Annotated in this window: 19 protein-coding genes; 5 read left to right on the top strand and 14 right to left on the bottom strand. The window is 44.8% G+C overall.

The window, feature by feature from the left end:
- Window positions 1–48: 48 nt before the first annotated feature.
- Genes AMBT_RS15930 through pilM form a run of 5 tightly spaced genes read right to left on the bottom strand, consistent with a single transcriptional unit; the run spans window position 49 to window position 4,586 of the window.
- Window positions 49–1,809 (bottom strand): type IV pilus secretin PilQ, encoded by a 1,761-nt coding sequence (locus tag AMBT_RS15930; protein ID WP_013785663.1) that lies wholly within the window; start codon window positions 1,807–1,809, stop codon window positions 49–51.
- Window positions 1,809–2,339 (bottom strand): pilus assembly protein PilP, encoded by a 531-nt coding sequence (locus tag AMBT_RS15925; protein ID WP_013785662.1) that lies wholly within the window; start codon window positions 2,337–2,339, stop codon window positions 1,809–1,811. Before AMBT_RS15925 ends, AMBT_RS15930 begins: the two co-directional genes overlap by 1 nt.
- Window positions 2,339–2,950 carry a type IV pilus inner membrane component PilO gene (locus tag AMBT_RS15920; RefSeq protein WP_013785661.1) on the bottom strand — a complete coding sequence of 204 codons (612 nt, stop codon included), beginning with the start codon at window positions 2,948–2,950 and terminating at the stop codon, window positions 2,339–2,341. Before AMBT_RS15920 ends, AMBT_RS15925 begins: the two co-directional genes overlap by 1 nt.
- Window positions 2,947–3,531: a PilN domain-containing protein gene (locus tag AMBT_RS15915; protein ID WP_013785660.1), complete on the bottom strand. Its 585-nt coding sequence runs from the start codon at window positions 3,529–3,531 to the stop codon at window positions 2,947–2,949. The genes AMBT_RS15920 and AMBT_RS15915 overlap by 4 nt, the downstream gene beginning before the upstream one ends.
- Window positions 3,519–4,586 carry a type IV pilus assembly protein PilM gene (gene pilM / locus AMBT_RS15910; RefSeq protein WP_013785659.1) on the bottom strand — a complete coding sequence of 356 codons (1,068 nt, stop codon included), beginning with the start codon at window positions 4,584–4,586 and terminating at the stop codon, window positions 3,519–3,521. The genes AMBT_RS15915 and pilM overlap by 13 nt, the downstream gene beginning before the upstream one ends.
- Window positions 4,587–4,725: 139 nt before the next feature.
- Here pilM and AMBT_RS15905 point away from each other — a divergent pair, with 139 nt between their 5' ends.
- The 3 genes from AMBT_RS15905 to yghU all read left to right on the top strand — a co-directional run bounded on the left by AMBT_RS15905 (window position 4,726) and on the right by yghU (window position 10,815).
- Window positions 4,726–7,404, top strand: coding sequence for a penicillin-binding protein 1A (locus AMBT_RS15905; protein ID WP_013785658.1), 2,679 nt, complete (start codon window positions 4,726–4,728; stop codon window positions 7,402–7,404).
- Between the two features lie 71 nt (window positions 7,405–7,475).
- Window positions 7,476–9,167, top strand: a complete 1,692-nt coding sequence (locus AMBT_RS15900; protein WP_013785657.1) for an NAD-dependent malic enzyme — start codon at window positions 7,476–7,478, stop codon at window positions 9,165–9,167.
- 790 nt (window positions 9,168–9,957) lie between these two features.
- Window positions 9,958–10,815, top strand: coding sequence for a glutathione-dependent disulfide-bond oxidoreductase (yghU, locus tag AMBT_RS15890; protein ID WP_013785655.1), 858 nt, complete (start codon window positions 9,958–9,960; stop codon window positions 10,813–10,815).
- A 97-nt stretch (window positions 10,816–10,912) separates the two neighbouring features.
- Here the strand turns inward: yghU and AMBT_RS15885 are convergent, their stop codons facing one another.
- Window positions 10,913–11,503: a TetR/AcrR family transcriptional regulator gene (locus AMBT_RS15885; RefSeq protein ID WP_013785654.1), complete on the bottom strand. Its 591-nt coding sequence runs from the start codon at window positions 11,501–11,503 to the stop codon at window positions 10,913–10,915.
- Window positions 11,504–11,655: 152 nt separating this feature from the next.
- Between AMBT_RS15885 and AMBT_RS15880 the strand changes: the two genes are divergently transcribed.
- Together AMBT_RS15880 and AMBT_RS15875 are read left to right on the top strand one after the other, a co-directional pair.
- Window positions 11,656–13,077 (top strand): hypothetical protein, encoded by a 1,422-nt coding sequence (locus tag AMBT_RS15880; protein WP_013785653.1) that lies wholly within the window; start codon window positions 11,656–11,658, stop codon window positions 13,075–13,077.
- An 18-nt stretch (window positions 13,078–13,095) separates the two neighbouring features.
- Window positions 13,096–14,211, top strand: coding sequence for a DUF2855 family protein (locus tag AMBT_RS15875; protein WP_013785652.1), 1,116 nt, complete (start codon window positions 13,096–13,098; stop codon window positions 14,209–14,211).
- Between the two features lie 113 nt (window positions 14,212–14,324).
- Here AMBT_RS15875 and AMBT_RS15870 read toward each other — a convergent pair whose 3' ends face one another.
- The 8 genes from AMBT_RS15870 to argC all read right to left on the bottom strand — a co-directional run bounded on the left by AMBT_RS15870 (window position 14,325) and on the right by argC (window position 24,363).
- Window positions 14,325–15,215, bottom strand: coding sequence for an alpha/beta hydrolase family protein (locus AMBT_RS15870; RefSeq protein ID WP_013785651.1), 891 nt, complete (start codon window positions 15,213–15,215; stop codon window positions 14,325–14,327).
- 91 nt (window positions 15,216–15,306) lie between these two features.
- Window positions 15,307–17,562, bottom strand: coding sequence for a sensor domain-containing phosphodiesterase (locus tag AMBT_RS15865; RefSeq protein ID WP_013785650.1), 2,256 nt, complete (start codon window positions 17,560–17,562; stop codon window positions 15,307–15,309).
- Between the two features lie 145 nt (window positions 17,563–17,707).
- Complete coding sequence (argA, locus tag AMBT_RS15860) at window positions 17,708–19,018, bottom strand: amino-acid N-acetyltransferase (RefSeq protein WP_013785649.1); 1,311 nt, start codon at window positions 19,016–19,018, stop codon at window positions 17,708–17,710.
- A 4-nt stretch (window positions 19,019–19,022) separates the two neighbouring features.
- On the bottom strand, window positions 19,023–20,405 hold the full coding sequence (argH, locus tag AMBT_RS15855) for an argininosuccinate lyase (RefSeq protein WP_013785648.1): 1,383 nt from the start codon (window positions 20,403–20,405) through the stop codon (window positions 19,023–19,025).
- Between the two features lie 10 nt (window positions 20,406–20,415).
- The gene (locus AMBT_RS15850) at window positions 20,416–21,621 is read right to left on the bottom strand and encodes an argininosuccinate synthase (protein WP_013785647.1); all 1,206 of its coding nucleotides are present in this window, start codon (window positions 21,619–21,621) and stop codon (window positions 20,416–20,418) included.
- Window positions 21,622–21,635: 14 nt separating this feature from the next.
- Window positions 21,636–22,547 (bottom strand): ornithine carbamoyltransferase, encoded by a 912-nt coding sequence (locus tag AMBT_RS15845; RefSeq protein ID WP_013785646.1) that lies wholly within the window; start codon window positions 22,545–22,547, stop codon window positions 21,636–21,638.
- Window positions 22,544–23,350 (bottom strand): acetylglutamate kinase, encoded by an 807-nt coding sequence (gene argB / locus AMBT_RS15840; protein ID WP_013785645.1) that lies wholly within the window; start codon window positions 23,348–23,350, stop codon window positions 22,544–22,546. Before argB ends, AMBT_RS15845 begins: the two co-directional genes overlap by 4 nt.
- Window positions 23,350–24,363, bottom strand: a complete 1,014-nt coding sequence (gene argC, locus AMBT_RS15835; RefSeq protein ID WP_013785644.1) for an N-acetyl-gamma-glutamyl-phosphate reductase — start codon at window positions 24,361–24,363, stop codon at window positions 23,350–23,352. Before argC ends, argB begins: the two co-directional genes overlap by 1 nt.
- Window positions 24,364–24,556 lie beyond the last annotated feature (193 nt).

The raw sequence follows: 24,556 nt of genomic DNA, 5'->3' as shown, positions 1-24,556 counted from the left end.
AAAAAGCGGACTGCTCTCAGCCCGCATTTTACCTTGAATTATAGGTTGTTACGGTTTTTCTGTAATTATTTTCGGTGTTACAAATATAAGTAGCTCACGTTTCTCTTGAAACTCCGAAGTATTCCGAAACAGCACACCTAAAAACGGCAGGTCACCAAATAATGGCACTTTTGACACGCTATCGGTACTTGTTTGCTGGAAAATACCGCCTAATACGATGGTTTCGCCATTTTCTACCAAGACTTGAGTTTTGATTTCTTGAGTATCAATAGCCACTGCATCACCGGTTGAAGTTGAAACGGTTTCGCCACGGGTATCTTGGGTAACGACTAAATCCAAAATAATGCGGTTATCGGGTGTAATTTGCGGTGTTACACGAAGTGATAATACCGCTTTTTTGAATTCAACCGACGTTGCACCACTTGAGGTTGCTTGAACGTAAGGAATTTCGGTTCCTTGTTCAATATAGGCTTCTTGTTGGTTCGCCACGGTAATACGTGGGCTGGCGATAATCTCACCTTTGTTTTCAGATTCAAGTGCTGACAGCTCTAAATCTAATATGGTCCCATCAACCAAGCTCGCGATTTGAAAGCCGATAGTACCGGCTGCACTAGAAACCGGAAGGTTTACGTTTAGTCTGTCGTCAATACTCGGAATAGAGCCGCCTGCAATTGTTTCGGCGCCTTCAATACTCCCGGAAACACCACTGTCGCTTTCTCTATCGCTCAAGCCCCAGCGAACGCCTAGCTCTTCATCCACGTTATCAAGTACGGTAACCATTCTGCTTTCGATTAATACTTGTTTGACGGGAATGTCCAGCGCATCAATCATTTTTCTTGCTTCATCAATTGACGGCAAAGTATCTCGAATAAGCATCGTGTTGGTGCGCTCATCTACAGTGACTGTCCCGCGCTCAGATAAAATGCCGCCCTCTGAAGATTTTAAGATAGTTGCGAGGTTAGCTGCCTTGGCATAATTTACCGAGATATTTACTGTGCTAAGCGGGGCTAAATCAGATACCTGCTTTTTCGACTGCAGTGCTTGGGTCTCTCTGGCGGTAAGCTCTTCGGTTGGCGCAATCAACAAGATGTTGCCCTCTAAGCGTTTATCTAAGCCTTTAACGCGCAAAATCATATCAAGGGCTTGATCCCAAGGTACACCAGATAGGCTGATGGTGACATTTCCGGTCACCGTGTCTGTGGTCACTAAGTTAAAGCCGTTAACTTGCGCGATTATTTGTAATACCTGACGTACAGGAACGTCTTGAAAATCTAGCGAGATAGGGTCGCCTGTATAGGTTTTCTTGTTTTCTAACTCTTCTTGTTGCGACAAGCTCATCGGCTCAATTTTGATACGAATGACGTTATCGTCTATCGCGTGGCGAGCGGTCACGGTATCGCTGTAGAGAATTTCTATGCGCGTACTCTTTTCGTCTTGAAAGGTTTCAATGATTGATACTGGCGTGGAAAACTCTGTCACGTTTAATTCAACGAGCTGACTTTCATCCAACACGCTATCAGCGAGGGTAATGGTAACCTTTCCCTGAGATTCAACGAGTTGTGGTGTAGGCGAAGCACCTTCAAAGGTGACTAACGCAACGCCGGTATTATTGGCTTCTCGGGTAAAGTCTATGCCGGTAATTCGCGTTGACGGGGTATCGTCATTTGGGTCGTACAATACGGGTTCTAACGCGTTGGCAGGCGAAACATAAACCATCAATACCGTACAAATAGCAGCAAAGCTCAGCAACCAAGGCCAGCGAGAGCTTCTACGATTTAAAGATTTGTTAAATAAGTAACGCTCAGCCATTATTTTTTCTCTCCTGACGTTGAGGTTTTGCTCAACGTTATCTCTTTTTTCTGCCAGCAACCTGCGCCATCAGGTATAAGCTGTTCTATTGTTAGTGAGTTTGGATTAATTCCAGTGATTTTACCGTAAAATAAACCGATGCGGCTGCCAATTTTGGCTTTATGTAGAATACCGTCATTACTAGTGACTAGCGCCCATTCAACGCCTTGGCTTTTAAAGTTTCCAGTCAACCCTAATGAGTCTAAGCCATATCTTTCCAATTTCTGCTTTGTGCGTTCAAAGTCAGGTTGAACACAGTTTTGTTGTCGAGTTTGTGTTAGTGGTGGCGTATTTTCTTTGGGCGAATCAAAAGGGCTAGGCAATTCGCCCGCCGAATATATAAAGGTTTTAGGGGTGGCAAACTCAGGGTAGGGTTCAATATTATGAACCGCACTATCGCTCACGCTCTGAGTGTACGCCTGCAAGTCATCAAGTTTTGGTGAGCAAGCGGTTATCATAACAACCGCGGCAAGAACTAAGAAATAGCGCATCAGTCAGAGCCTCCGCCTATACCGGTACTATTTTCTGAACGGTAGGTTTTCGCTTGCAATTGCAAGGTGAGCCCGTTGCTTTGCCGTAAAATATCGAAGTCATGCAAGGTGACAATACGAGGTAGTCCAGCCACTTTGGAGACGAACTCTCCAAATTGGTGATAGCCGCCACTGACTTCAATTTCAATAGGCAGTTCGGTGTAGAACTCTTTAGGTACCTCTTGTTGCCAGTTCAATAACTTAAAAGTAAGGCCAGATGATGTGCCTACATAGGTGATATCGTCCAGTAAACCTGGCGTTTCATTGCTAGTCGGTAAGCTTTTCAGCATGGAGGAAAAGTCGTCTTCTAGCTGCGCGAGCTGTTCCCGGTACGCTTCTTTGTTTACCGCTATGCGGTACTTAGCTTCGTATTGCAGTTTAAGCTCTTGTTCCTTTAATTCTGCCGCCTCAAGAATAGGTAATTTAGGGCTTATAAGCAGATAATAGCTAAGCGCACCAATTAAGATTGCCACAAAAGCAGCAACCACGATGCGTACTTCGTTGGGCCAAATTGCGATTTGCTCAAAGTCTAGTTCATTAAGTTCTTTGAGCTTTTCTACATCAAACTTCATTGTTTAGTCTCCCCTTCAGCGTCTTGCTCCAACGGTGCTACCGAAGGGCTAACCATAAAGGTAAGCGTAAAGGTGCTTATTGCGCGAGAAGCATTGGTGTCAGCTTTTATAGAGGATAATTCAGCTCCAACAAAAACATCAGAGTTGTCTAATGAACGCATAAAATCAGAAAGACGGTTATTTGAATCACTGATGCCTTCAATTTCTAACTTATTGCCTATGCGCTTCATGGATTGGAAGGTCACACCAACAGGTACGATTTTAGCCAGCTCATCAAAAATAATGGCCGCTACATTTCGGCTAGCCTGTAATTGCTCAATTAAGGCCATGCGCTGTTCAATCGCATTTTTGCTTTCTTTTATATTTTTTATATCTGCTATTTGTGCATCTAGTAAGCCAATCTCTCGTTCAAGAAACTGGTTTCTTGAATTCTGATGATTAATTTGTTGGTCGATGGCTTGACCGATAAACCAAAAAATTAACCCCACGATAGCGGCAACGGCGACTAGCCCCATTAGATACTGTTGCTTTTGATGTTGGCGCTGTTGTTCTCGCCAAGGAAGTAAGTTTACATGTGCCATGATGTGAAACCCCGGCTAGCAAGGCCCGCAGCAATAGTTAGCTGTGGGGCGATACGACGTAACCGCTGCGAATCTAACTTAGGGTTCATGGTCATGCCTAAGAAGGGGTCGAATACATCAACTTCTAAGCCTAAGTCTTGGCGTAATATGTCGACTAAAGGTTGAATAGTGGCAGCGCCGCCGCAAAGTAAAATTTTTGCAGGGCGGTCAACGTGAAATGTCGTCATATACATTTGTAACGCACGATTTATGTTTTGCTGTAAGTTAGCGGCAAAGATAGGTAAAACTTCGTCTACCCAACTGTTTGATGATGACTCATCCATTAATAGACGCTCGGCTTCCTCACGCTCAATCATTTGAATAGCGCTGATGTCGTTGATTAAGTTATTTAGACCGAATGCATGCTCTTTTGTGTAGATAACATTACCGTTACGTAGCACGCTAACTTGGAGTAATGAGGCGCCCACATTAATGGCACAAATGGCTTCATCTTCTACTTTTCCATTATAGAAAAAGTCGATAGCATTCCCAATCGCGTAATTTTCCACATCAACAATTTTAGGTTCGAAATCGGCTTCTCTAGACAATAGTAGTCTGCTATCGACTAAATCTTTATGTGCAGCCGTTAACAGAACATTGACCTTACCAGAATGTGTTTCACTTGGGCCAAGCTCTTCAAAGTCTAAGTAAACCTCTTCAAGGGGAAAAGGAATAAGACTGTCAGCTTCAATTTCTATCTGGCTTTCAAGTTCATAATCGTTTTGGTCGGGCTCCATATAAACGATTTTACTGATTACCGATGTACCCGCTACCGCGACATTAGCTTGCTTTATTTTAGTTTTTAAGCTGTTACGCACTTTTTTAAGTGCTAAACTTACCGCCTCGTAATCTTTAATATCGCGCTCTGAAAAAGCCACTTTATTGATAGATTCACAAGCATAGCCTTGAAGCATGTAGCCATTGACTGAATGTTCTAGCCATACCGCTTTTATTTGACGTGTGCCTATGTCTAAACCCACAATGGGAGGCATCTTTTTCTTGAACAGCGATTTCATTTACAAGTGTCCGGTTTCAATGGTAATTGCTCTAAAGTACAATATTACTCAGTTTTTATTGTGCGTATGGTTCTATTGATAACACATACGTATGAAAATATACGTCATTTTCGCAAAAATGCCTTGGTATCCTTAAATTGTGAAGTACATTAAACCGTTATTATTATTCTTTGTCATCTCAGGCCTTATTGGTTTTGTCGCGCTTGTTGGTATTTACTTTTATATCAAACCTAACCTACCAAGCGTTACTGTACTTAAGGATGTTAGACTTCAAACGCCCATGCAGATATACACCCATGATGGAAAATTAATTTCCCAATATGGCGTTAAACGGCGGATCCCCGTAAAACTTGAGGAAGTACCTGAACAATTAATCCACGCGATATTGGCAACCGAAGACAGTCGCTTCTTTGAACATCACGGTATTGACCCCATCGGAATCGCTCGTGCTGCTTTAAGTTTAATTATAACGGGTGAAAAAAGGCAAGGCGCTAGTACATTAACAATGCAGCTTGCCCGAGGCTTCTTTTTAAGTCGAGAAAAAACGTATATTCGTAAGGTAAAAGAGATATTTATCGCTTGGCACATGGAGCAGGAACTTAGCAAAGAAGAGATCCTTGAACTCTATTTAAATAAAGTTGAGCTAGGCCATCGTTCTTTTGGTTTTGGTGCCGCTGCCCAGGTGTATTACGGCAAATCGCTTAATGAACTCACGCTGGCACAACTTGCCACAATTGCTGGCCTGCCTAAAGCGCCTTCAGCACTAAATCCTATTACTGACCCTGAAGCATCAGCAGGTCGCCGCCGCGTCGTGTTGCTGCGTATGCTTGATGAAGAATACATTACGCGAGCGGAATTCGATTCGGCATCAACCGCAGCTATTACGGCACGTAAACATGGCGCTGAAATTGAAGTAGATGCCCCGTATTTGGCCGACATCATCTATAACGAAATGGTCGATATTTACGGTAAAGATGAAGCGGAAACTGGTGGTTATCAAGTTTATGCGACCGCAGGTTCTGACTTGCAACTTGCTGCTCAGCGCGCGGTGGTAAGAAATCTACACGATTATGATGAGCGCCATGGTTACAAAGGACCACTTGGCTATTTGTGGGGCGCCCCTTCGCCAGACAGCCAAGATGAGCCAGTGCCTCAGCTGTCTTTAAATACCGATATCAGTGACAAGTTACTTGCCAGTGATTGGAGTGAGCGCGAGATGCTTTCTGCGCTGTCACAAGTGGCGTACATAAAGCCTCTCGTGCCTGCAGTTGTGCTTTCAGCTGCTGAACAATCGATTGATGTGCTTGATGTAAACGGCGAGAAGCGCACGATTACGTGGGAAGGCTTAGATTGGGCAAGACGTTATATCACTGACTTTAGACAAGGCAGCGAGCCTGAAACGGCATCGGATGTAACCCAGCCTGGTGCGGTAATTTACGTTCGTGAACAGGACGGCGCATGGCGAATTGCACAACTCCCTGAAGTGAGTGGGGCGTTTATTGCGCTTAACCCAAAAAACGGTGCGGTTGAAGCGGTAGTCGGCGGTTACAGCTTTTATCAAAGCCAGTTTAATCGTGCCACGCAAGCAAAACGACAAGTAGGCTCTAACATTAAGCCCTTTATTTATTCTGCGGCGATAGACAGCGGCTATACCCTTGCTTCAATTATTAATGATGCCCCTATCAATCAATGGAATGCGGCGACCGGTGTGGCGTGGCGCCCTCAAAACTCACCGGCAGAGTACGATGGCCCTATTCGTATGCGTAAAGCATTGGGTAAATCGAAGAACGTAGTGTCAGTTCGTCTACTGCGCGGGGTTGGGCTTCGCAAAGCGGCAGACTATCTGACTCGCTTTGGTTTTGATCCAGACGATATACCATTAGACGAAACCGTATCGTTAGGGTCTAGCTCTCATACACCGCTAGAAGTGGTTCGTGGTATGTCAGTTATTGCTAATGGCGGTTATCTAGTAAATCCTCACTTTATCGCTAAAGTGCTGGATGAACATAATCAAGTGTTATGGCAAGCCAATCCTGTTTGGGCATGCGACAACTGCACTAAAGCACATGCGCCTGAAAGCTATCCAGAAAGTGACTCACAAAGCGATATAGACAATGACGAGGTTGATGTCGAAGCCTTACTTGAAGCCCAGCTTAATAAAGATGTATTGCTAGCCGAAAGCGAAGTAACTGAGAAACAAAGTGCACCGCAAGTTATTACCGCGCAAAATGCTTTCTTGGTAGGTGAGATGATGCGTACGGGTGTACGAGCAAATGGGAATTGGAGTAAGAAGACTTATTGGCTTGGTACAGGTTGGCGTGCGCGAAATATTCTTCAGCGCACCGATATTGCCGGCAAAACAGGTACCACAAATGATTCAAGAGATACGTGGTTCAGTGGTTTCCAAAAAGATATCGTTGCGACTGCGTGGGTGGGTTTTGACAACATGGGCAGACAACTAGGCCGTGCTACTCGTAACCAAAATCTCATTAATCGTAACCCTGAAAAGTTTAATTGGATTGGTAATGCATTAATTGGCACTGAAGACGGTGCAAAAGCAGCAGGTCCGGCTTGGATAAGATTTATGGAGTATGCATTGGCAGAGAAACCGCATTCACCGATTCCTGTGCCTGAAAAAATAGTCCGTGTTCGCATTGATCGTACCAGTGGGAAGTTGACACGAAGGACAGACCATACGACACTGTTTGAATATTTCTTGCAAGGCACCGAACCCACCTCATATGTTCTTGATGATGAAGTGGTCGACCCTGCCTCGCAAGATAAAACAACGACGCCTGAGCCTGAAGAAATATTTTAATAAAGAGCGTGCAAAAGCGCGCTCATCAGGTTGCTGCTAAGTGATTGCCTGAAAATATAACCGGATAACCCATGTCAGAAGATTCAAATCGATATCTTTATATTCCTCATGCTGGCCCCTCGCTGCTGGAAACGCCCCTGTTAAATAAGGGCAGTGCATTTACCTCGAGAGAGCGCGCTGCGTTTAACTTAACAGGCTTAGTACCGCCTCGTTACGAAAGTATTGAAGAGCAAGTAGAGCGTGCGTACATGCAATACAGCAGTTTCGACGAAGTACTGAATAAGCATATCTATTTACGCGCTATTCAAGATAACAACGAAACCTTGTTTTATCGTCTTATTCAAAAGCATATTGATGAGATGATGCCAATTATATACACCCCAACAGTGGGTGATGCTTGTGAGCAGTTCTCGGACATTTATCGTAGTTCGCGCGGATTGTTTGTATCGTGGGAAGAGCGCCACCAAATAGATGACATTGTTCGTAACGCCACGAAGCGTAAAGTCAAAGTGATTGTAGTGACTGACGGCGAACGCATTCTTGGTCTTGGTGACCAAGGTATTGGTGGAATGGGTATTCCAATCGGCAAGCTATCTTTATATACCGCTTGTGGTGGCATTAGCCCTGCGTACACCTTGCCGGTTATGCTTGATGTAGGAACGAACAACGAGAAGTTGCTTAACGACCCAATGTACATGGGGGCACGTCACCCTCGTATTGGGCAAGAAGACTACGATGAATTTGTCGATATGTTCATTCAGGCTGTGAAACGCCGCTGGCCTGAAGTCATGATTCAGTTTGAAGATTTCGCACAGCCGAACGCTATGCCATTGCTAAACCGCTATCGCAACCAAGTGTGTTGCTTTAACGACGATATTCAAGGTACAGCTGCGGTTACATTAGGCACTATTTTAGCGGCATGCCGCATGAAGCAACAAAAGCTATCTGACATGAAAGTGGTGTTTGTTGGAGCAGGTTCAGCCGGTTGTGGTATTGCTGAGATGCTTATTCAGCAAATGGTGCATGAAGGTATTAGCGATGCGCAGGCGCGTAAGCAAGTCTTCATGGTAGACCGCTTTGGCTTAGTGACCGAAGGTATGGAAGGCCTACGTGATTTTCAGCAAAAGCTTAATCAACAGTTAGTCGACCTTGAAACTTGGACTTTTAGCGGCGATTACGCATCGCTACTTGATGTTATGCACTGTGCCAAGCCAGATATCCTTATTGGCGTATCGGGGCAACCTGGTTTGTTCACTGAGCAGGTGGTTCGCGCCATGAAGCAAAACTGTGAGCTACCGATTATCTTTCCATTAAGTAACCCGTCTCGTCAGGTTGAAGCACGACCAGAGCAGGTTATTGAATGGACCGATGGCGAAGTGGTTATTGCAACGGGAAGCCCGTTCAAGCCAGTTGAATACAAAGGTAAAGTATTTACCATTGCCCAGTGTAACAACTCGTATATTTTCCCTGGCATAGGCCTGGGTGTGGTGGCTGCAAAAGCAAAATTAATCAGTGATGAAATGCTGATGGCTGCAAGTAACGCACTTGCAGATGCGTCGCCTTTGGTAAACACCGGCGAGGGTTCCTTATTGCCACCACTCGGTGCTATTGCTGAGCTTAGCCGTAAAATAGCGTTTGAAGTAGGTAAGGTTGCAATGGCGCAAGGGCTTGCCCTTGAGTTGTCAGACGATGCGTTGAATGATCATATTGAGCGTAATTTCTGGAAAGCTGAATACAGACCATACAAGCGCGTTAGCATTTAAACCTGCGCGTTTATGTAAGCGTTAATAAAAGTCTATAAAAGCAGCCCTAAGGCTGCTTTTTTTATCCCTGCTGTTAGGTTTACTCGCTCTGACGCATTCTTTTATTCACTCCATGCTTTAGCCCCACATTCCCTCTATTTGCTTAGTCAGTAAAAAAGTGTTGCGAGAGTGCAACATTTTCTCAGCGTCTCTTATTCCACCTGCTCCATGATTTTGGGTAAGTTATTGATATTTGAGCACTTGTTGTGGTGGTACAAATTCTGCTTAATCAAGGTTAAGCGTGAAGCAATGGCAGCATCGGTATTGCGCCTCAAAGCAATACCCACAGGGAGGAAGCGTATGTTTGCAATAGTAAGGAACTTTACCAAAACCATTTTTGCTAATGAGCTTGTGTCAAACGAGCTCATGACGAACGATTTCAATACGTGCATGTTGCTTGATGCACTGTCCTCCTTGGAACAAGACTAGGTTTTTTCAAACGGCTACTAGTACTTGCTAGGAATAGTACTTATTAGAGATTTCGGTTATTGGTGATGCTAGTTATAGCGAATACGCTATTTAACAGCACGCACCGAATAACCACACAGTTTGCGGGCAATGGATTGCGCGCCTTTTATTAACGCAGGGGCAGTTTAAAATACGCTTTAAAACGATTTTACTCTGCCTTCTTTGCGAATTATCCCAGCGAGAAGCGCTTGGTCGTATATCATTTAGCCTATCCCTTGTAATTCCCTATTCAGCACACACATCAAATTTATAATCATGCTAATGCAATAGAAAAGGATCTGATATGTCTGACAGTAATACCTATACGCCGCCCAAAGTATGGAGCCAAAATGAAGATGACGGTAACAAGTGGGCTAGCATCAATCGACCAGTGTCGGGAGCCACTCATGAGCAAGAACGCTCCGTAGGCCAGCATCCACTTCAACTATATTCTTTAGCAACGCCCAATGGACAAAAAGTCACGATCATGTTGGAAGAGCTCTTGGCTGCAGGTATTGCTGACGCTGATTACGATGCGTGGTTGGTGAATATCGGCGAAGGTGATCAATTTTCGTCTGGCTTCGTTGATGTAAACCCAAATTCAAAAATTCCTGCCATGGTAGATACATCAACTACACCGGAAACAAAGTTATTTGAATCGGGGTCAATACTTCATTACCTAGCGGATAAGTTTAATGTGTTTATTCCTAACGATCCTGCTGCAAAAGTAGAATGTTTCAATTGGTTATTTTGGCAAGTAGGTTCAGCGCCTTATTTGGGCGGCGGGTTTGGGCACTTTTACAGTTATGCGCCGTACCCAATGGAATATCCTATTAACCGTTTTACCATGGAAGTGAAGCGAGAGCTGGACGTGCTAGATAAACATCTCGCCAAAAATACCTATTTTGCCGGTGAGGAATACAGTATTGCTGATATGGCTATTTGGCCATGGTATGGCAATCTGGTACTCGGTAATCTTTATGACGCAGCCACTTTCTTGCAAGTTAATGACTACAAGCATGTTCTACGCTGGGCTACTGAGGTTGGAGCCCGCCCTGCAGTTCAGCGCGGGGTGATTGTTAATCGTACGTGGGGCGATGCACAGCTTAAAGATAGGCACAGCGCGAAAGACATCGATGATGCGCTAAACGAAGCGAAATAAGCCTCGATCACTGCATAAGTTAGCAACATATAAACCGCCGCCTATTTCGTACCTACGCGTGATAGGCCGGTTAATGTGTTGCTGCTTTGTGCTCTTTTTATGAATGACTGTTGTGCGCAGCAGCCAACGCGTAAACATGAAGGCGAATAGCATTTAACGCCCGCGCTTTCCAGTCTACCCAATTAATTCTATTGCGAATTTCATGTTGGTTTAAACTGATATAACCATGACACAGCGCCCAAATTTGCATGGCTATATCTTGACGCTCTTCTACAGCAATCTCTTTTTTAATTATCGCTGATACTACTTTAGTTAAGGTGATAAATGCCTTTTCTCCAGCAGCAAGTGCGTCTTCACTCGGGGCGTAGTCTTTTAAGTTAGAGCCAAAAATCAAATTGTAATGTGCTGCATGTGCTTCTGAGAATTGAAGTACGTGTTCACAGGCATTAAGCAACCTATCTGCCGGGGTATTACCCTCAGACTGCTTCATCATCTCATCGACAAGCGTAAAGCCTTCAATATACAAGGCATCAAGAATTCCTTGCTTCCCTTTGAAATGGCTGTAAATGCCAATTGTAGACATGCTTGCACCTTCAGCAATAGCGCGAACGCTAAGAGCGTGAGTTCCGCCCTTTAAAAACAAGGTTGAAGCAGCTTCTAAAATTTTCTGACGAGTATCTTTTTTCATTTACATTGAATTTACATGTTGCGCAATATAACGGCGTTATATATATTGAATATAACACTGTTATATTCAATCGTTCCATTAGATTGTCGATTAGCGTGACTACATTTATTAAACCCGCGAGCAGGCAGGTTTATACATAAAGGACATAGTATATGAAAGCAGAACAATTAACTTGCGATTATTTGATTGTGGGAAGTGGGGCGGTAGGTATGGCGTTTGCCGATGTACTACTCAGGGAAACCGATGCCAGCATTATCATAGTCGATAAATATGCCAAGCCTGGCGGCCATTGGAACTTAGCTTACCCTTTTGTCACCTTACATCAGCCTTCTGCTTTCTATGGTGTTTGTTCACGAGAGCTAAATCGCGGAGTGATTGATAAAACAGGAATGAATGAGGGCTTGATGGGCTTAGCTTCTGGTGCTGAGGTGAGTGCTTACTTCGATTCAGTCATGCAAGAAACCTTTTTGCCTTCGGGGCGCGTTCAATACTTTCCCCTCAGCCAATACGAAGGCGACGGCAAATTTACCAATATCACTGGCGGTAAAACTTACGACGTTACTGTCAACAAAAAAATCGTGGATGCGACCTACTTAAAAACCAGTATTCCTATTACCCACAAGCCCAGTTTTACCCTTGACGACGAGGTTGATTTTACGCCAGTAAATACCTTAACCCAACGAGTACGAGGCCATAAAAACTATGTGGTCATAGGCGGCGGTAAAACGGGGATCGACACGTGTTTATGGTTGCTTAGCAATTTTGTAAACCCTGAAAACATTCATTGGGTAGTATCTCGTGACGCATGGCTGCTAAATAGAAAAAACACCCAGCCACTCAGTGATTTTTTCTTCGATACCATTGGCGCACAAGCTAACCAAATGGAAGCCATTGCACAGTCGACCTCTATCGATGACATGTTCGATAAATTAGAGGAAGCAGGTGTCATGCTGCGCATAGATAAAGACGTTAGGCCCGCAATGTTCCATGGTGCAACGGTAAGTGAAGCCGAGCTGGCAGCGCTGCAAACCTTACCTAATATAATTCGCCATGGCAGAGTAACGCATGTGGGAAAAGAGGCGCTTACATTTAAGGATGCTCAGTGGGCAATGCCAGAAGATGCATTGGTGGTGGACTGTTCGGCGTCAGCACTCACCAATTTAGAGATAAAGCCTGTTTTTGAAGGCAATACTATTACGCCGCAAACCGTGCGAGCTTACCAGCCGGTGTTCAGTGCAGCGTTAATTGCGCACGTTGAGGCGGCCTACGATGATGAAGCTACAAAGCAGAAACTGACGCAAGTTGTCCCGTTGCCTAATCGTGATATTGATTGGGTACCTATGACAGCAGCAATGCTGCGAAATATGCATATTTGGGGGGAGCAGCCTGAGCTTCGTGCATGGATCCACAATTGCAGGCTCGATGGTTTTTCAAAAATTGTTCATGGTGTGGCCAAAGACGATATGTCGAAACTACAAGTGCTAGGGCGTCTAAAAGCTGCGTCGCAACCTGCTATGGGAAAACTAATGGAATACATGCATGGGTTAAAAGCAAGTGGAAAACTAGCGTCTTAGCTAATAAGGGAGAAGGCTGTGAAACAGTTTCAAGTTAATAAAAAAGAGTTAAGTAAATACCGTGTAGTGCAGAGTGAAGACTTACCCTTAACCCAAGCAGGGGTGGCCTTTGAGGTTGAGCGCTTTGCGTTTACTGCTAATAATCTCACCTACTTTATGATGGGCGATAAGCTTGGCTATTGGCAGTTTTTCCCACCTATCAATAGTCATTCAACTAAAAACAATAACGAAGAAAATTGGGGCGTTATTCCGGTATGGGGAATAGGGAAGGTAACAGCATCTAGTGTAGAAGGTGTGGACATAGGCAGTCGCTATTTTGGGTATTTCCCGCCTGCAACACACCTTCATATGGACTCTGTCACCTTTGCTCAAAACAACTTGATTGATACCAGCGCGCATAGAAGGCCGTTACCACAGGGATATAACTTGTATCGCCCGTTAGAGTGTAGTGGAGATCAAACACAGTCACACCGTGAAAACCTGCAAATGTTGCTTTGGCCTTTATATATTACGTCTTACTGTCTGTGGGATGTAATTGACCAGTGCAATATGCCTAAACCTAAACAAGTGATTGTATTAAGCGCATCAAGCAAAACCAGTTTAGGGTTGGCTTATGCCCTTAGAAAAGATGACTATCACGTAGTAGGTGTGACTTCAGGTAAAAGCCAAAAGTTTGTTGAAGGACTAGATGTTTACCATCAAGTGGTTTGTTACAACAACCTAGATGACATCGCCAGCAAAGCCAGCATTGTAGTAGATATGTCAGGCAACAATAAGATAAAGCTGCGGCTTAAGAATAGGCTTGGCGATGATCTAATGCGCTATGTGCAAGTGGGATTAACCCATTGGCAAGATGTAAGCACAGTTGATGGCGTTGAAAATACAAAAGACGCCTCTGGCGTAAGTGATGAATTCTTCTTTGCACCTGCACACATTCAAACCAGAATGGCTGAGTTGGGTGCGAGTGTGTTTCACGCTAAGAGCGGGGCTTTTGTTAAAGAAGCTATGCTATGGACAGCATCGTGGCTATCGGTCAAAAACCAACGTAGTATTGACAGCCTAGCGAGCGATTTTGAGTCGATTTGCAATGGGCTTGTACCTGCCAGCGAGGGGCTAGTTTATAGCCCCGAATAGTTCTATTTTTGTGAGATCAAGCCTAGTCCCTTGGTAATCACACCAGCCCAGCTAGTTGCGACTAGATAAGCTTAATCCCAGTCTCTGTGGAAATTATACTGCAGAGACTGGGTTCACATTACAGGGGATTGAGTCTCGGGCGCGGACAATACACTATGTGATGATAGAAAATCACTAACCTCAGGCCACAATGCCTGACATTTTCTTGAGAAAAACTTCATGTGGCCTATCTCTGCAAGGTTATAGTCATCGGGGGTGAGCAGACGAATATCCGCTTCGAGCTCTGGAAAAACACTAATCATGTCTTTCACATTCGACAAGTTTGCTATGTCATCATCGGTGGCCAATATCCATTTAGATGGCAGACGTATATCATCATACCAGTGCCTGAGTACTTCTTTACCAAAGGCTTCCTTCACATACCCTTGACCATTACACCACTTTTGCCACTGCCTGCTTACGCCTTTAGGCAAGGGCTCACCCATGCCGACTAAGTGAGACTTAGTGTGCCCGAAAAGTAAGTTGTTCAAAGGGATATAGAAATTCATGAAAAAATGCGCTTTTAGCAAGTAACCTGCTCGCATGTTACGTAAGCTGCCCGAAGAGCTACCGAAGTTACAAAATGCAGTAAGGTCGTTTACGTTTGGCATTAGCCCTAAAAGTTGCCCACCTGCGCTATGGCCAACTAAGAAGTATTGGGTCTTAGGGAAGTGCATTTTTAGGGTTTCTAAAACGGCGGGCATATCTTGTTGCCCCCAGGTGACTAGCGACGCTTTACTGTGTTCAATCTTCCCTTTTAACGATTCAGCAATACCTCGGTTATCAAATGTAATCACACCAAAACCCTGCTCACAAAGATAGTTAGCAAACGCTGCGTAAAACTGACGCTTAATTCCCGTGGCGGGCGCTATCATTACTGCGCCTTTAATGGCGCGTTCAGGTGTGTAAAGGGTTGCGGTTAAGTGAGTACTGTCTTCACAGGTAACGCTGATATCTTTAATCATCTATCGTTCTCGCTCTTCTGGTCTTACCAGTAAAGCGAGGAGTGCTTGAAAATGCAAGAGAATAGGTATTTAAATTTGTTATAGACCGTTATTAAACGGCAGGTTTTCCAACAGTAATAGCCTTGTCCATTCCCTGCCATGCTTCAATTGGGGCTGGTTTGCCGTACAAATATCCTTGGAAAAGAGTGAAGCCCATATCGACAAGTAGGTTTAGCTGAGCTTGAGTTTCTACTCCTTCAGCAATGGTTTGCATATCTAGGCTTTTTGCCAACTCTATTGTCATTTGAACAATCTTACGGTGACGTTCTGAGCTATCTATCCGGTCTATGAATTCTCTATCTACTTTCAACACCGATGCAGACATATCGATAAGTTGCGACAGTGATGCATGGCCAGTTCCAAAATCATCAATAATAATAGTCGCACCCACGTTGGCCAATGAAGTTAGCCTGCGTTTTGTTTCTTGGTGGCTCGCCAATACCGACGTTTCTGTCAATTCCAGCTTCAGGCGATCTCGTAAAAATGCGCTTTCTGAATAGCGGCGCAGTAATTTTTCGTAGAACAAATCACTGAGGAGTTCAGGGCCTGACAAATTTATAGCCACAGGAACTGGCGGAATACTGCTTGGCCAGTTTTCAATAAGCTCAATAGTGTTATCAAGCACTTTTTGGGTAAAGAGAATGTGCCAGTTGTTCTTTTCAATAACAGGAAGAAATTGATATGGGTGAAGTATCTTATTTTCTTCATCATCTTTGAGCCTAGCAAGCACTTCAAAACCTACAATTGTGTTATCAATTGAAACCTGAGGTTGTAGCCATAACGCTAAACAGCGGTTGTCGAGTAACCGCTTTACCTTGTCTCTGTGTTGCGTGTCTTTACGAATAAGCTTTACTACGTTGCTATCGAACTGACTGAAATCTTTGTCGCGACTGGCTTGGCTTAAGGCAATGGCACAAGACTCAGTAACCTGAGAGGGAGACTGGGGGGTGCTCACATGTACAAAACCGCCCAGCCAGTTTAATGGTTGAGACAGCTTTACGAGATTGTCATCAATCTGAATGGTGCCAGGAAGCATTTCTCGTAGCCAAGCATTAAAGTCTTCTGACTTGTGTGAGTCGTGTTGACATGAAACCAGAAATCTAGCGCCAGGTAATCGATATACGTTCACCGATGCGGGCAGCACACTTTGTATCTGCGCTGCACATCGGGCCATGGCTTTATCACCTTGGGTGTAACCATACTGCAAATTAATGTCACGTAAGTTTGCAAGTTTTAGCATGACCGCTTGCGTGTTTGCCGGTACAGGTTGATTGACACTGCTGTTCCAATAATGATGGTTTCGCAAACCGGTGAGCTCATCGTAATAATGCTTTTCAAAATGCTGGCGTCTAAATGCGTCGAACTTACGGTCATGTTCCGTTGCTTCAGATACGTCGAAGCAATGAATTAATTGCTTTTTGTGATGCTGAAGGCTAGCTGATTGAAGCTCAAAGGTGGCCTGTGGATTGCCCGATATATGTGTTTTTTGCCGATGGCCTGCACTTAGTGGCTCATTTAATTCAAAAAGTTGATGAATATAATGGCAGGGTTCTGGTAATTGATTAATCAGTTTTCGAGCGCTTCTATTCGCTTGTAATATCTTCCCTTGTTGATCACAAAAGAGGGAAGGGGTGCCGCCGTTGTTAAAAATTTCTTGATAGCGACTTACCAGTTTTTCCATCTTTTTCGTTTGCTTCAAGTTTAACGATGACTGACTTTCCAATGATGTCATCACGCGAATCACGGCCATGGGAAGGCAAAAATTAAAAAACATGAATATTAGCGAACTTAGATAGGTGTGAGTGTCGGGTAACGTGATGTCGATGCCGAAAAGTGGAGCAATTGGCTGGTTGTTTATTAGAACCGCAAAAGGAATGAGGTTTAAAAACATGCCGATTATGGCAGCTTTATTGCCATAAAATAGCCGTAAAATAATGGGAAGCGTGAAGAAAAATAGTAAGCCGTAACGAGCCGAGGCAATATCTATCGTGAAGAAAAGTATGCACAGCCCTGCTAATACAATAGTGAGGGTAAGGCTGGCTGACGCGAGTTTTATTTGACCTTTACGAAGCCCCAGTGTGGCGTAAAGTAACGCTGAAAAGCCGATGGTAAGATACAACACGTAATACATGCCCTTTTGATAGGCCGCATAAGAAGAGTGCAATACGATGGCTGAGGTTAGGGTAACACCGATAAGAAGAATGATTCGCAGCACGCTAAGCTTCCATGTATCAGCGTCTGGGGCGCGAACATGCTCTGCATCAAGAAGAAGATAACGTTTGAGTAAAGTACTGCAACGATTAAACACTACATATAACCGAGTAATTATTCTGTCATCAACGTTATCTCAGCCTAGGCTGTTTGTCGAGAGTATTGTTGTAAATTATTGATAGTTATTAATAATTTCTGCGCAGAAAAACGGCGCGCTAACACTTTAGCGCGCTATAACGTTACTAAATGTTTAGGGTGAACACTTTAGAGTTTCGCTGAAAGTTATAAAGCTCTTTTTTCACTTCAGGCAGAGCACTAATATCTGCGTGTTCAAAACCTTGCTCTAAGAACCAGTGTGCAGTCACTGTGGTAAGTACGAATACACGATTGATATCCGCTTCGCGGGCGCGTATTTTAACTTCATCTAAAATTCGCTCACCACGATTTTTACCACGATAATCAGGGTGGGTAGCCACACAGGCTAACTCAGCGCAGCCATCTTCGGTGTAGAGGTAAAGGGCCGCGCACGCGATGATCATGCCATCGCGAACAATCACAATAAACTGATTGATTTCACTTTCCAGCCGTTCACGTGAGCGTTTTACCAACACACCGCTTTCTTCTAGCGGTTTAATGAGCTTTAAAATGCCGCCCACATCGTCAATAGTCGCGGCACGAAGTTGTTCGTAGTGATGCTCCATTACCAGCGAGCCTGTACCATCGCGGGTGAATAGCTCTTGCAGCAACGCGCCGTCTTTCTCGTAACTAATGCAGTGCGCACGAGGTATACCAGCTGCTACGCTGGTGGTTAACGCCTTTAACACCGTATCTTCGGTAGTAATATTGCCGCTTAAGATAAGCTGCTCTAACTGAGGGCGTTCAATAGTGCGAAGTAACTTTTCTTCACTATTGTATATACCGTCTAAGTTAGAAAATACAATAAGCTTGTCAGCTTTAAGGGCAATGGCCGCTTGGGTTGCTACATCTTCATGGGAAAGATTAAATACTTCCCCTGTAGCGGAATACCCCATAGGGGAGAGCAGCACAATAGAGCCATCGTTCAGGTGGTCATTTATACCCGTGGTATCAATACGACGAACCATGCCGGTATTCTCAAAATCAATACCGTTTCTTACACCCATAGGCTTAGCAACGACCAAGTTACCTGAGCACACGCGAATTTGTGCGCCATGCATCGGTGAATTAGGCAGTCCCATGGTAAGTAGGGCTTCTACCTGTGAGCGCACAGAGCCTGCGGCATCTTTAACGCACTCTAGGGTTTGCTTATCGGTAATACGCACGCCATGTTCAAATCGACCTTCAATATTGCGAAGCGCAACACGTTGATCAATCTGAGGGCGTGCACCATGGACCACTACCACGCGAACACCCAAGGTATTCAGCAGGGCAATGTCATGAATAATATTGGGGAAGTTAGGATGTTCAATGGCTTCGCCACCGAACATCAAAACAAAGGTTTTCCCTTGATGAGCATTGATATACGGCAGTGAACTTCTGAAAAGTTTAACGCCGTCATGATGGGCAAGCACCATGTGATTACCCTTGCTTATCTAGGTTTTCTAGCTCTTGATACAGTGCTTTAGTCACTGTTTCTTTGCTAGTGCCACCTAATATATTGCGCTGATTTACGCCGTACTCTAATTGCAATACGGTATAAACATCATCTTCAATTTTATCGCATACCGCTTGTAGGCTAGCTAAAGGTAAGTCTTCAATCGCGCAACCTGCTTCAATGGCTTCTAGTACCACTTTACCGGCAATATCATGACCCGTTCTAAACGGAATACCCTTGCCTACTAAGTAGTCGGCAAGCTCAGTCGCGTTAGCGAAGCCTTGTGTGGCAGCTTCACGGCAGCGGTCTTCATTAAGTTGTAATGAATCGAGCACCTCGGTAGCAATACACAAACAAATGTGCCATTGGTTTACCGTGTCGATCGCGCCTTCTTTGTCTTCTTGCATATCTTTATTGTACGCAAGAGGTAAGCCCTTCATAGTCACAAGCAAGGCTTGTAGTGAACCGAATACACGGCCACATTTGCCGCGCATAAGCTCTAATGCGTCAGGGTTTTTCTTCTGAGGCATTAGTGAAGAACCAGAGGTTACGCTATCGCCAAGCTGCAAGAAGCCCGCTTCACCAGAGTTATAGAAAATCATGTCTTCAGCCACGCGAGACAAGTGCATCATGCTGGTGCTCGCGACAAACAATAGCTCTAGTACGAAATCTCTATCTGAAACAGCATCAAGGCTGTTTAAGCATGGCGAGTCAAAGCCTAACTCGGTTGCAATCGCGTGGCGATCCACAGGATAAGTCGTACCCGCTAATGCACCAGAGCCTAATGGGCACTGGTTCATACGTACTTTTAAATCGTCTAAGCGGCTTAAATCGCGCTTGAACATTTCAACATACGCTAAGCACCAGTGGGCGAAGTGTAAAGGCTGAGCACGTTGTAAGTGCGTGTAACCAGGAATAATGGCTTCCTGGTGACGACTTGCGGCATTAAGGAGTGAGCGAATAACTGCCACTACATCGCTACGAAGTGACGCAATATGTTCACGTACCCACAAGCGAAAATCTGTAGCTACCTGATCGTTACGGCTTCGGCCCGTATGTAATTTACGACCAATGTCACCAAGCTGCTCAATAAGTGCAGACTCAACAAAGCTATGAATGTCTTCTTCGCTAGAAGCGTTAAAGTCTAGTTCACCCGCGTCAGCTTTTGCTTTTAAATCGTTCAGTGCACCTTCAAGTTGTGCTTGTTCGTCTGTGGTCAGTACGCCTGCTTTTTGCAGCGCACGAGACCAACTAATAGAGCCTTGAATATCTTGGCTTGCCATCACTTGGTCAAACGGCAACGAATCGTTAACCTGCTTGAACATGCTACTAGCGCCTGATTCGAATCGACCACCCCACAATGCCATGTGTTACTCCTTAACCTTGATTTTTCAATGCAGCAATACGACTTGAAAGACTGAATAGGCGAATAAAGCCCTCAGCGTGTTTTTGGTCGTAAACATCATCTGCACCAAAGGTAGCAAAATCTTCAGAGTAAAGGCTGTTCGGTGAACGGCGTTGAGTAACAGTAGCCTGACCTTTATAAAGCTTCACTACAATGTCGCCAGTCACTTTCTTAGCGAAAGATTCTGCGCCCGCTAGTAAGGCATCATTTAAGGCAGTGAACCAACGGCCGTCGTACATTACGTGCGAGAACTCAAGGCCAATTTGCTCACGGTATTTAAGCGCGGCTTTATCAAGCACCATCGTTTCAAGGGCTTTGTATGCTTTAAGCATTACCGTGCCCCCTGGTGTTTCATAACAACCACGAGACTTCATGCCAACCAAACGGTTTTCAACAATGTCGATACGGCCAACGCCATGTGCAGCTGCCACTGTGTTTAGCTTAACCAACGCTTGGTAAGGCGATAAAGCTTCACCGTCAACGTGAGTAAGTTCACCTTCGTTGAAAGAAAGCGTGACGCGTTCTGGCGCATCTGGTGCATCTTCTGGGTCAACCGTCATCGTCCATATTTGCTTAGTAGGCTCTTGCCATGGATCTTCTAATTCCCCACCTTCGTGAGAAATATGCCATGCGTTTGCATCGCGGCTGTAAATTTTGGTAGCAGACGCTGTGGTTTCGATATTACGTTCAGCTAAGTAAGCTAATAGGTCTTCACGAGATACCATGTCCCACTCACGCCATGGCGCAATTACCGTAAGCTGTGGTGCAAGGGCTGCAAACGTACTTTCAAAACGTACTTGGTCGTTACCTTTACCCGTACAACCGTGGCAAAGTGCATCTGCACCTACTTTAAGGGCAATTTCTACCTGAGCTTTTGCAATAACAGGGCGCGCCATAGACGTACCTAGTAGATATTCACCTTCGTATACCGCACCGGTTTTAATCGTTGGATAGATGTATTCGCGTACGAACTCTTCTTTCAAGTCAACGATGTGACATTCGCTAGCACCAGAAGCAATCGCTTTCTCGTGTAAGCCTTCAAGCTCTTCGTCGCCTTGGCCGACATCGGCCGCAAAGGCAACGACTTCGCAGTTATAGTTTTCTTTAAGCCATGGAATGATGGCTGAAGTGTCAAGACCACCTGAATAGGCGAGTACGATTTTCTTTACGTTTTGCATCTAAAAGAGTCCTCTTAGGCACTTAATAATTGAGTGAGAATGGCGTTTTGGCCATGCATTCTATTTTCGGCTTGTTGCATCAATAACGACTTGTCGCTATCAATCAACGAGCCTGTAATTTCTAGGTCGCGGTGTGCCGGTTGGCAGTGCATTACATAGCTTGCACCGGTAGATTCCATCAACGCTTCATTCACCTGGTAAGGCATAAACTTCGCTTTGATATCAGCCAGCGGTGTTTCGTCACCCATCGACAACCAGGTATCAGCGTAAATAACGTCAGAACCGTCGGCTGCGCTAACATCATAGCTTTCAACAATAGTTGCGCCAGTTTGCTCGGCAAGCTTTTTAGCATGCGCGACAATCTCGGCATCACATTCGTGACCTTCAGGGGTAACCACTACTTGATTGCATCCTAATAACGCGCCTGCAATTAACAAAGAGTGAGTCACATTATTGCCATCACCAATGTAGGCCATGGTAATGCCTTGGGTCTTACCAAAACGTTCAAATACGGTAAGGTAATCGGCCAATGCTTGGCATGGGTGATACTTATCGCACAGTGCGTTGACTACAGGTACTTTAGAGGCAGCAGAAAACTGCTCTAGTGTGCTGTGAGAAAATACACGAGCAACAATAGCATCAGCCCAGCATGCTAGATTAGCTGCCATATCAACCGCGTCCTCACGGCCAGCAAGCTTGCCACCTTGGCTATCTAAATAAACCATGTGGCCGCCTAAGCGGTTAATACCAATATCGAAGCTGACACGGGTACGCAAAGAAGGCTTTTCGAACAAGGCGACTACCGATTTTCCGGCTAATACATTGCTGTAGCTTGAAGGTGATTGTTTAATTTCAACAGCCAAATTCAACAACTTATGCATTGCTTCGGGTGTCCAATTGGAAAAAGTCAGTAGGTCTTGTTTCATAATGCGTCTCCTAGTACGCCATGTTCCGGTGCTTGCGATTTAGGTAATATCTGCGTGCCCGTAATCTTATTTAAAATGTCAGTAATGTCCGCTGTCCAGCTAGCAATATAAACAGGGAGTCCAAGGGTATTGGCAGACTGCAACGCGGCATCTACCTTAACTTTCATACCATCAGTAATTACCCCAGCTTTTGCAAGCTCGGCAATTGAGTCTTGCTCAAGCACTTCAATAAGCTGCTTATCAGCATCAAGTACGCCATCAACGTTCGATAACAACAGCAATTCAGCATCAAGCAACTCGGCAACGACAGTGGCGGCTTGATCTGCGTTTATATTTAACAAACGCCCTTCAGGGCTGCTGCCAATTGAGCTTATTATCGGTAATGTGGCTTGCGCTAGCGCACTCTTAAGGAAAGAAGCATCGGCAGTTGAAGGAATACCTACAGCGCCATACTTCTGTGCCATCGGTTGGCACACTACCATATTGCCATCAAGTAAAGAAAGGCCGACGGGCGTTAATCCTGAGGCAATCGCCGCAGCACATAGTTGTTTGTTTGCCGCTCCCGCCAACGCACCACAGATATAAGGCATATGTTCATCAGGCGTTACCCGAAGACCATCAATTTTGGTGCTTGCTAAACCTAAACTTGCCATCAGGGTTTCAACCAAAGGGCCGCCACCGTGAACCACGGCAACAGGGCGCGATTCGCTAACTTGTTTAATGCTTAAAAATAGCTTTTGCATTGCGGCTGCGTCGTCTAGCAACGCGCCACCTACTTTAATTACTACAGGTGAACTGTTCATTATTGCACGAGTCCTGTTTCAACCGGTTGGGCAGTCATAATATTAAGGCATTGAATTGCCTGCGATGCTGCCCCCTTCATGACGTTGTCGATAGCAGCCGTAATAACTGCATAACCAGATGCTTCATCAAACTTCCAGTGTAAATCAACAAAAGGCGTATGCGCCACATCGTCAATTTTGGGGAAGCTAGCACGTAACCTTACTATTGGCGCATTAGCATAAGCTTCGGTAAATGCAGCATCTAGTTGAGCGCTAGTCACTCCTTGATTAAGCTTAACGGTAACAGTGGCAAGTATGCCCCGTTTAAAGTTGCCTAAATGAGGTGTAAATATAACCGGTGTCGCTAAATAAGCTTCAATTTCTGGCGTATGGCGATGACCGAGCACACCATAAGCTTGCAAGCTCACTTCATAGAAGCTTGACGTTAGGCTGGCTTTTCGGCCGGCACCGGATACACCCGATACCGCATTGATCACAGGGCGAACCGCATCATCTAATAGGCCACTCGCAGCCAAAGGTTTTAGCGCTGACAAACTCGCAGTTGGGTAGCAGCCAGGTACGGCAATAATATCGGCTTGTGCAATATCGTCTTCGTACCATTCAGCCAGCCCGTATATCGCTTTTTTCAAACTTGTTGTTGCGGTATGAGGGAAACCATAAAACTGCTCAAAGACTTGGGTATCTTTAATTCTAAACGCACCAGATAAGTCGAGTATTTTTGCTTTGCCCGCAGACAAGGTTTCCATCCAATCGTGGCTGGCTTCATGTGGCGTGGCCAGTAATACGAAGTCCATCTCCGTCGCCAACTCTACTAATATGTCATTACTAATAGGCGTCAACGTATAGTTGAGGTGTGCTAGGTTGCCATGAAGAGCCGCAATGTTTTTTCCCGCATCGGCACTGTTTTCTGAAACATAAGTACCCTCAAGCGACAAAGCAGGATGTTGATGAACTAATTGAACTAGCTGTGCGCCGGTGTAACCACTGGCACCAATAATCGATACGTTATACATAATGAGAAATTCAATAAATGGAGAAAAAAATCACTTTTTACCTTTGTAAACTGATTTGGCGAAATGCATTGCCTAACCGCTACCACATTACAAAGGTAAAAAGTGTGCTACCGAAAAAGCATAATCGCAGACATTCGTCGTCGCAAGCAATGCAATGTGCAGCTATCCAGGGGAGTGGTTAACTCATTGACGT

Origin of the sequence: Alteromonas naphthalenivorans, from assembly GCF_000213655.1 — a bacterium.
Taxonomy (GTDB): Bacteria; Pseudomonadota; Gammaproteobacteria; order Enterobacterales; family Alteromonadaceae; genus Alteromonas; species Alteromonas naphthalenivorans.
Note: the sequence above shows the minus strand (reverse complement) of the source record. Positions and strands in the feature narration are given on the sequence as shown.

Excerpts from the sequence above, each read along its gene's own strand:
- AMBT_RS15885 (WP_013785654.1), bottom strand. The coding sequence starts at position 11,503 with ATGAAAAAAGATACTCGTCAGAAAATTTTAGAAGCTGCTTCAACCTTG.
- argA (WP_013785649.1), bottom strand. The coding sequence starts at position 19,018 with ATGGTGCTTGCCCATCATGACGGCGTTAAACTTTTCAGAAGTTCACTG.
- AMBT_RS15870 (WP_013785651.1), bottom strand. The coding sequence starts at position 15,215 with ATGATTAAAGATATCAGCGTTACCTGTGAAGACAGTACTCACTTAACC.
- AMBT_RS15850 (WP_013785647.1), bottom strand. The coding sequence starts at position 21,621 with ATGCAAAACGTAAAGAAAATCGTACTCGCCTATTCAGGTGGTCTTGAC.
- AMBT_RS15920 (WP_013785661.1), bottom strand. The coding sequence starts at position 2,950 with ATGAAGTTTGATGTAGAAAAGCTCAAAGAACTTAATGAACTAGACTTT.
- argB (WP_013785645.1), bottom strand. The coding sequence starts at position 23,350 with ATGAACAGTTCACCTGTAGTAATTAAAGTAGGTGGCGCGTTGCTAGAC.
- argH (WP_013785648.1), bottom strand. The coding sequence starts at position 20,405 with ATGGCATTGTGGGGTGGTCGATTCGAATCAGGCGCTAGTAGCATGTTC.
- AMBT_RS15900 (WP_013785657.1), top strand. The coding sequence starts at position 7,476 with ATGTCAGAAGATTCAAATCGATATCTTTATATTCCTCATGCTGGCCCC.
- argC (WP_013785644.1), bottom strand. The coding sequence starts at position 24,363 with ATGTATAACGTATCGATTATTGGTGCCAGTGGTTACACCGGCGCACAG.
- AMBT_RS15880 (WP_013785653.1), top strand. The coding sequence starts at position 11,656 with ATGAAAGCAGAACAATTAACTTGCGATTATTTGATTGTGGGAAGTGGG.
- yghU (WP_013785655.1), top strand. The coding sequence starts at position 9,958 with ATGTCTGACAGTAATACCTATACGCCGCCCAAAGTATGGAGCCAAAAT.
- AMBT_RS15915 (WP_013785660.1), bottom strand. The coding sequence starts at position 3,531 with ATGGCACATGTAAACTTACTTCCTTGGCGAGAACAACAGCGCCAACAT.
- AMBT_RS15930 (WP_013785663.1), bottom strand. The coding sequence starts at position 1,809 with ATGGCTGAGCGTTACTTATTTAACAAATCTTTAAATCGTAGAAGCTCT.
- pilM (WP_013785659.1), bottom strand. The coding sequence starts at position 4,586 with ATGAAATCGCTGTTCAAGAAAAAGATGCCTCCCATTGTGGGTTTAGAC.
- AMBT_RS15845 (WP_013785646.1), bottom strand. The coding sequence starts at position 22,547 with ATGAAACAAGACCTACTGACTTTTTCCAATTGGACACCCGAAGCAATG.
- AMBT_RS15925 (WP_013785662.1), bottom strand. The coding sequence starts at position 2,339 with ATGCGCTATTTCTTAGTTCTTGCCGCGGTTGTTATGATAACCGCTTGC.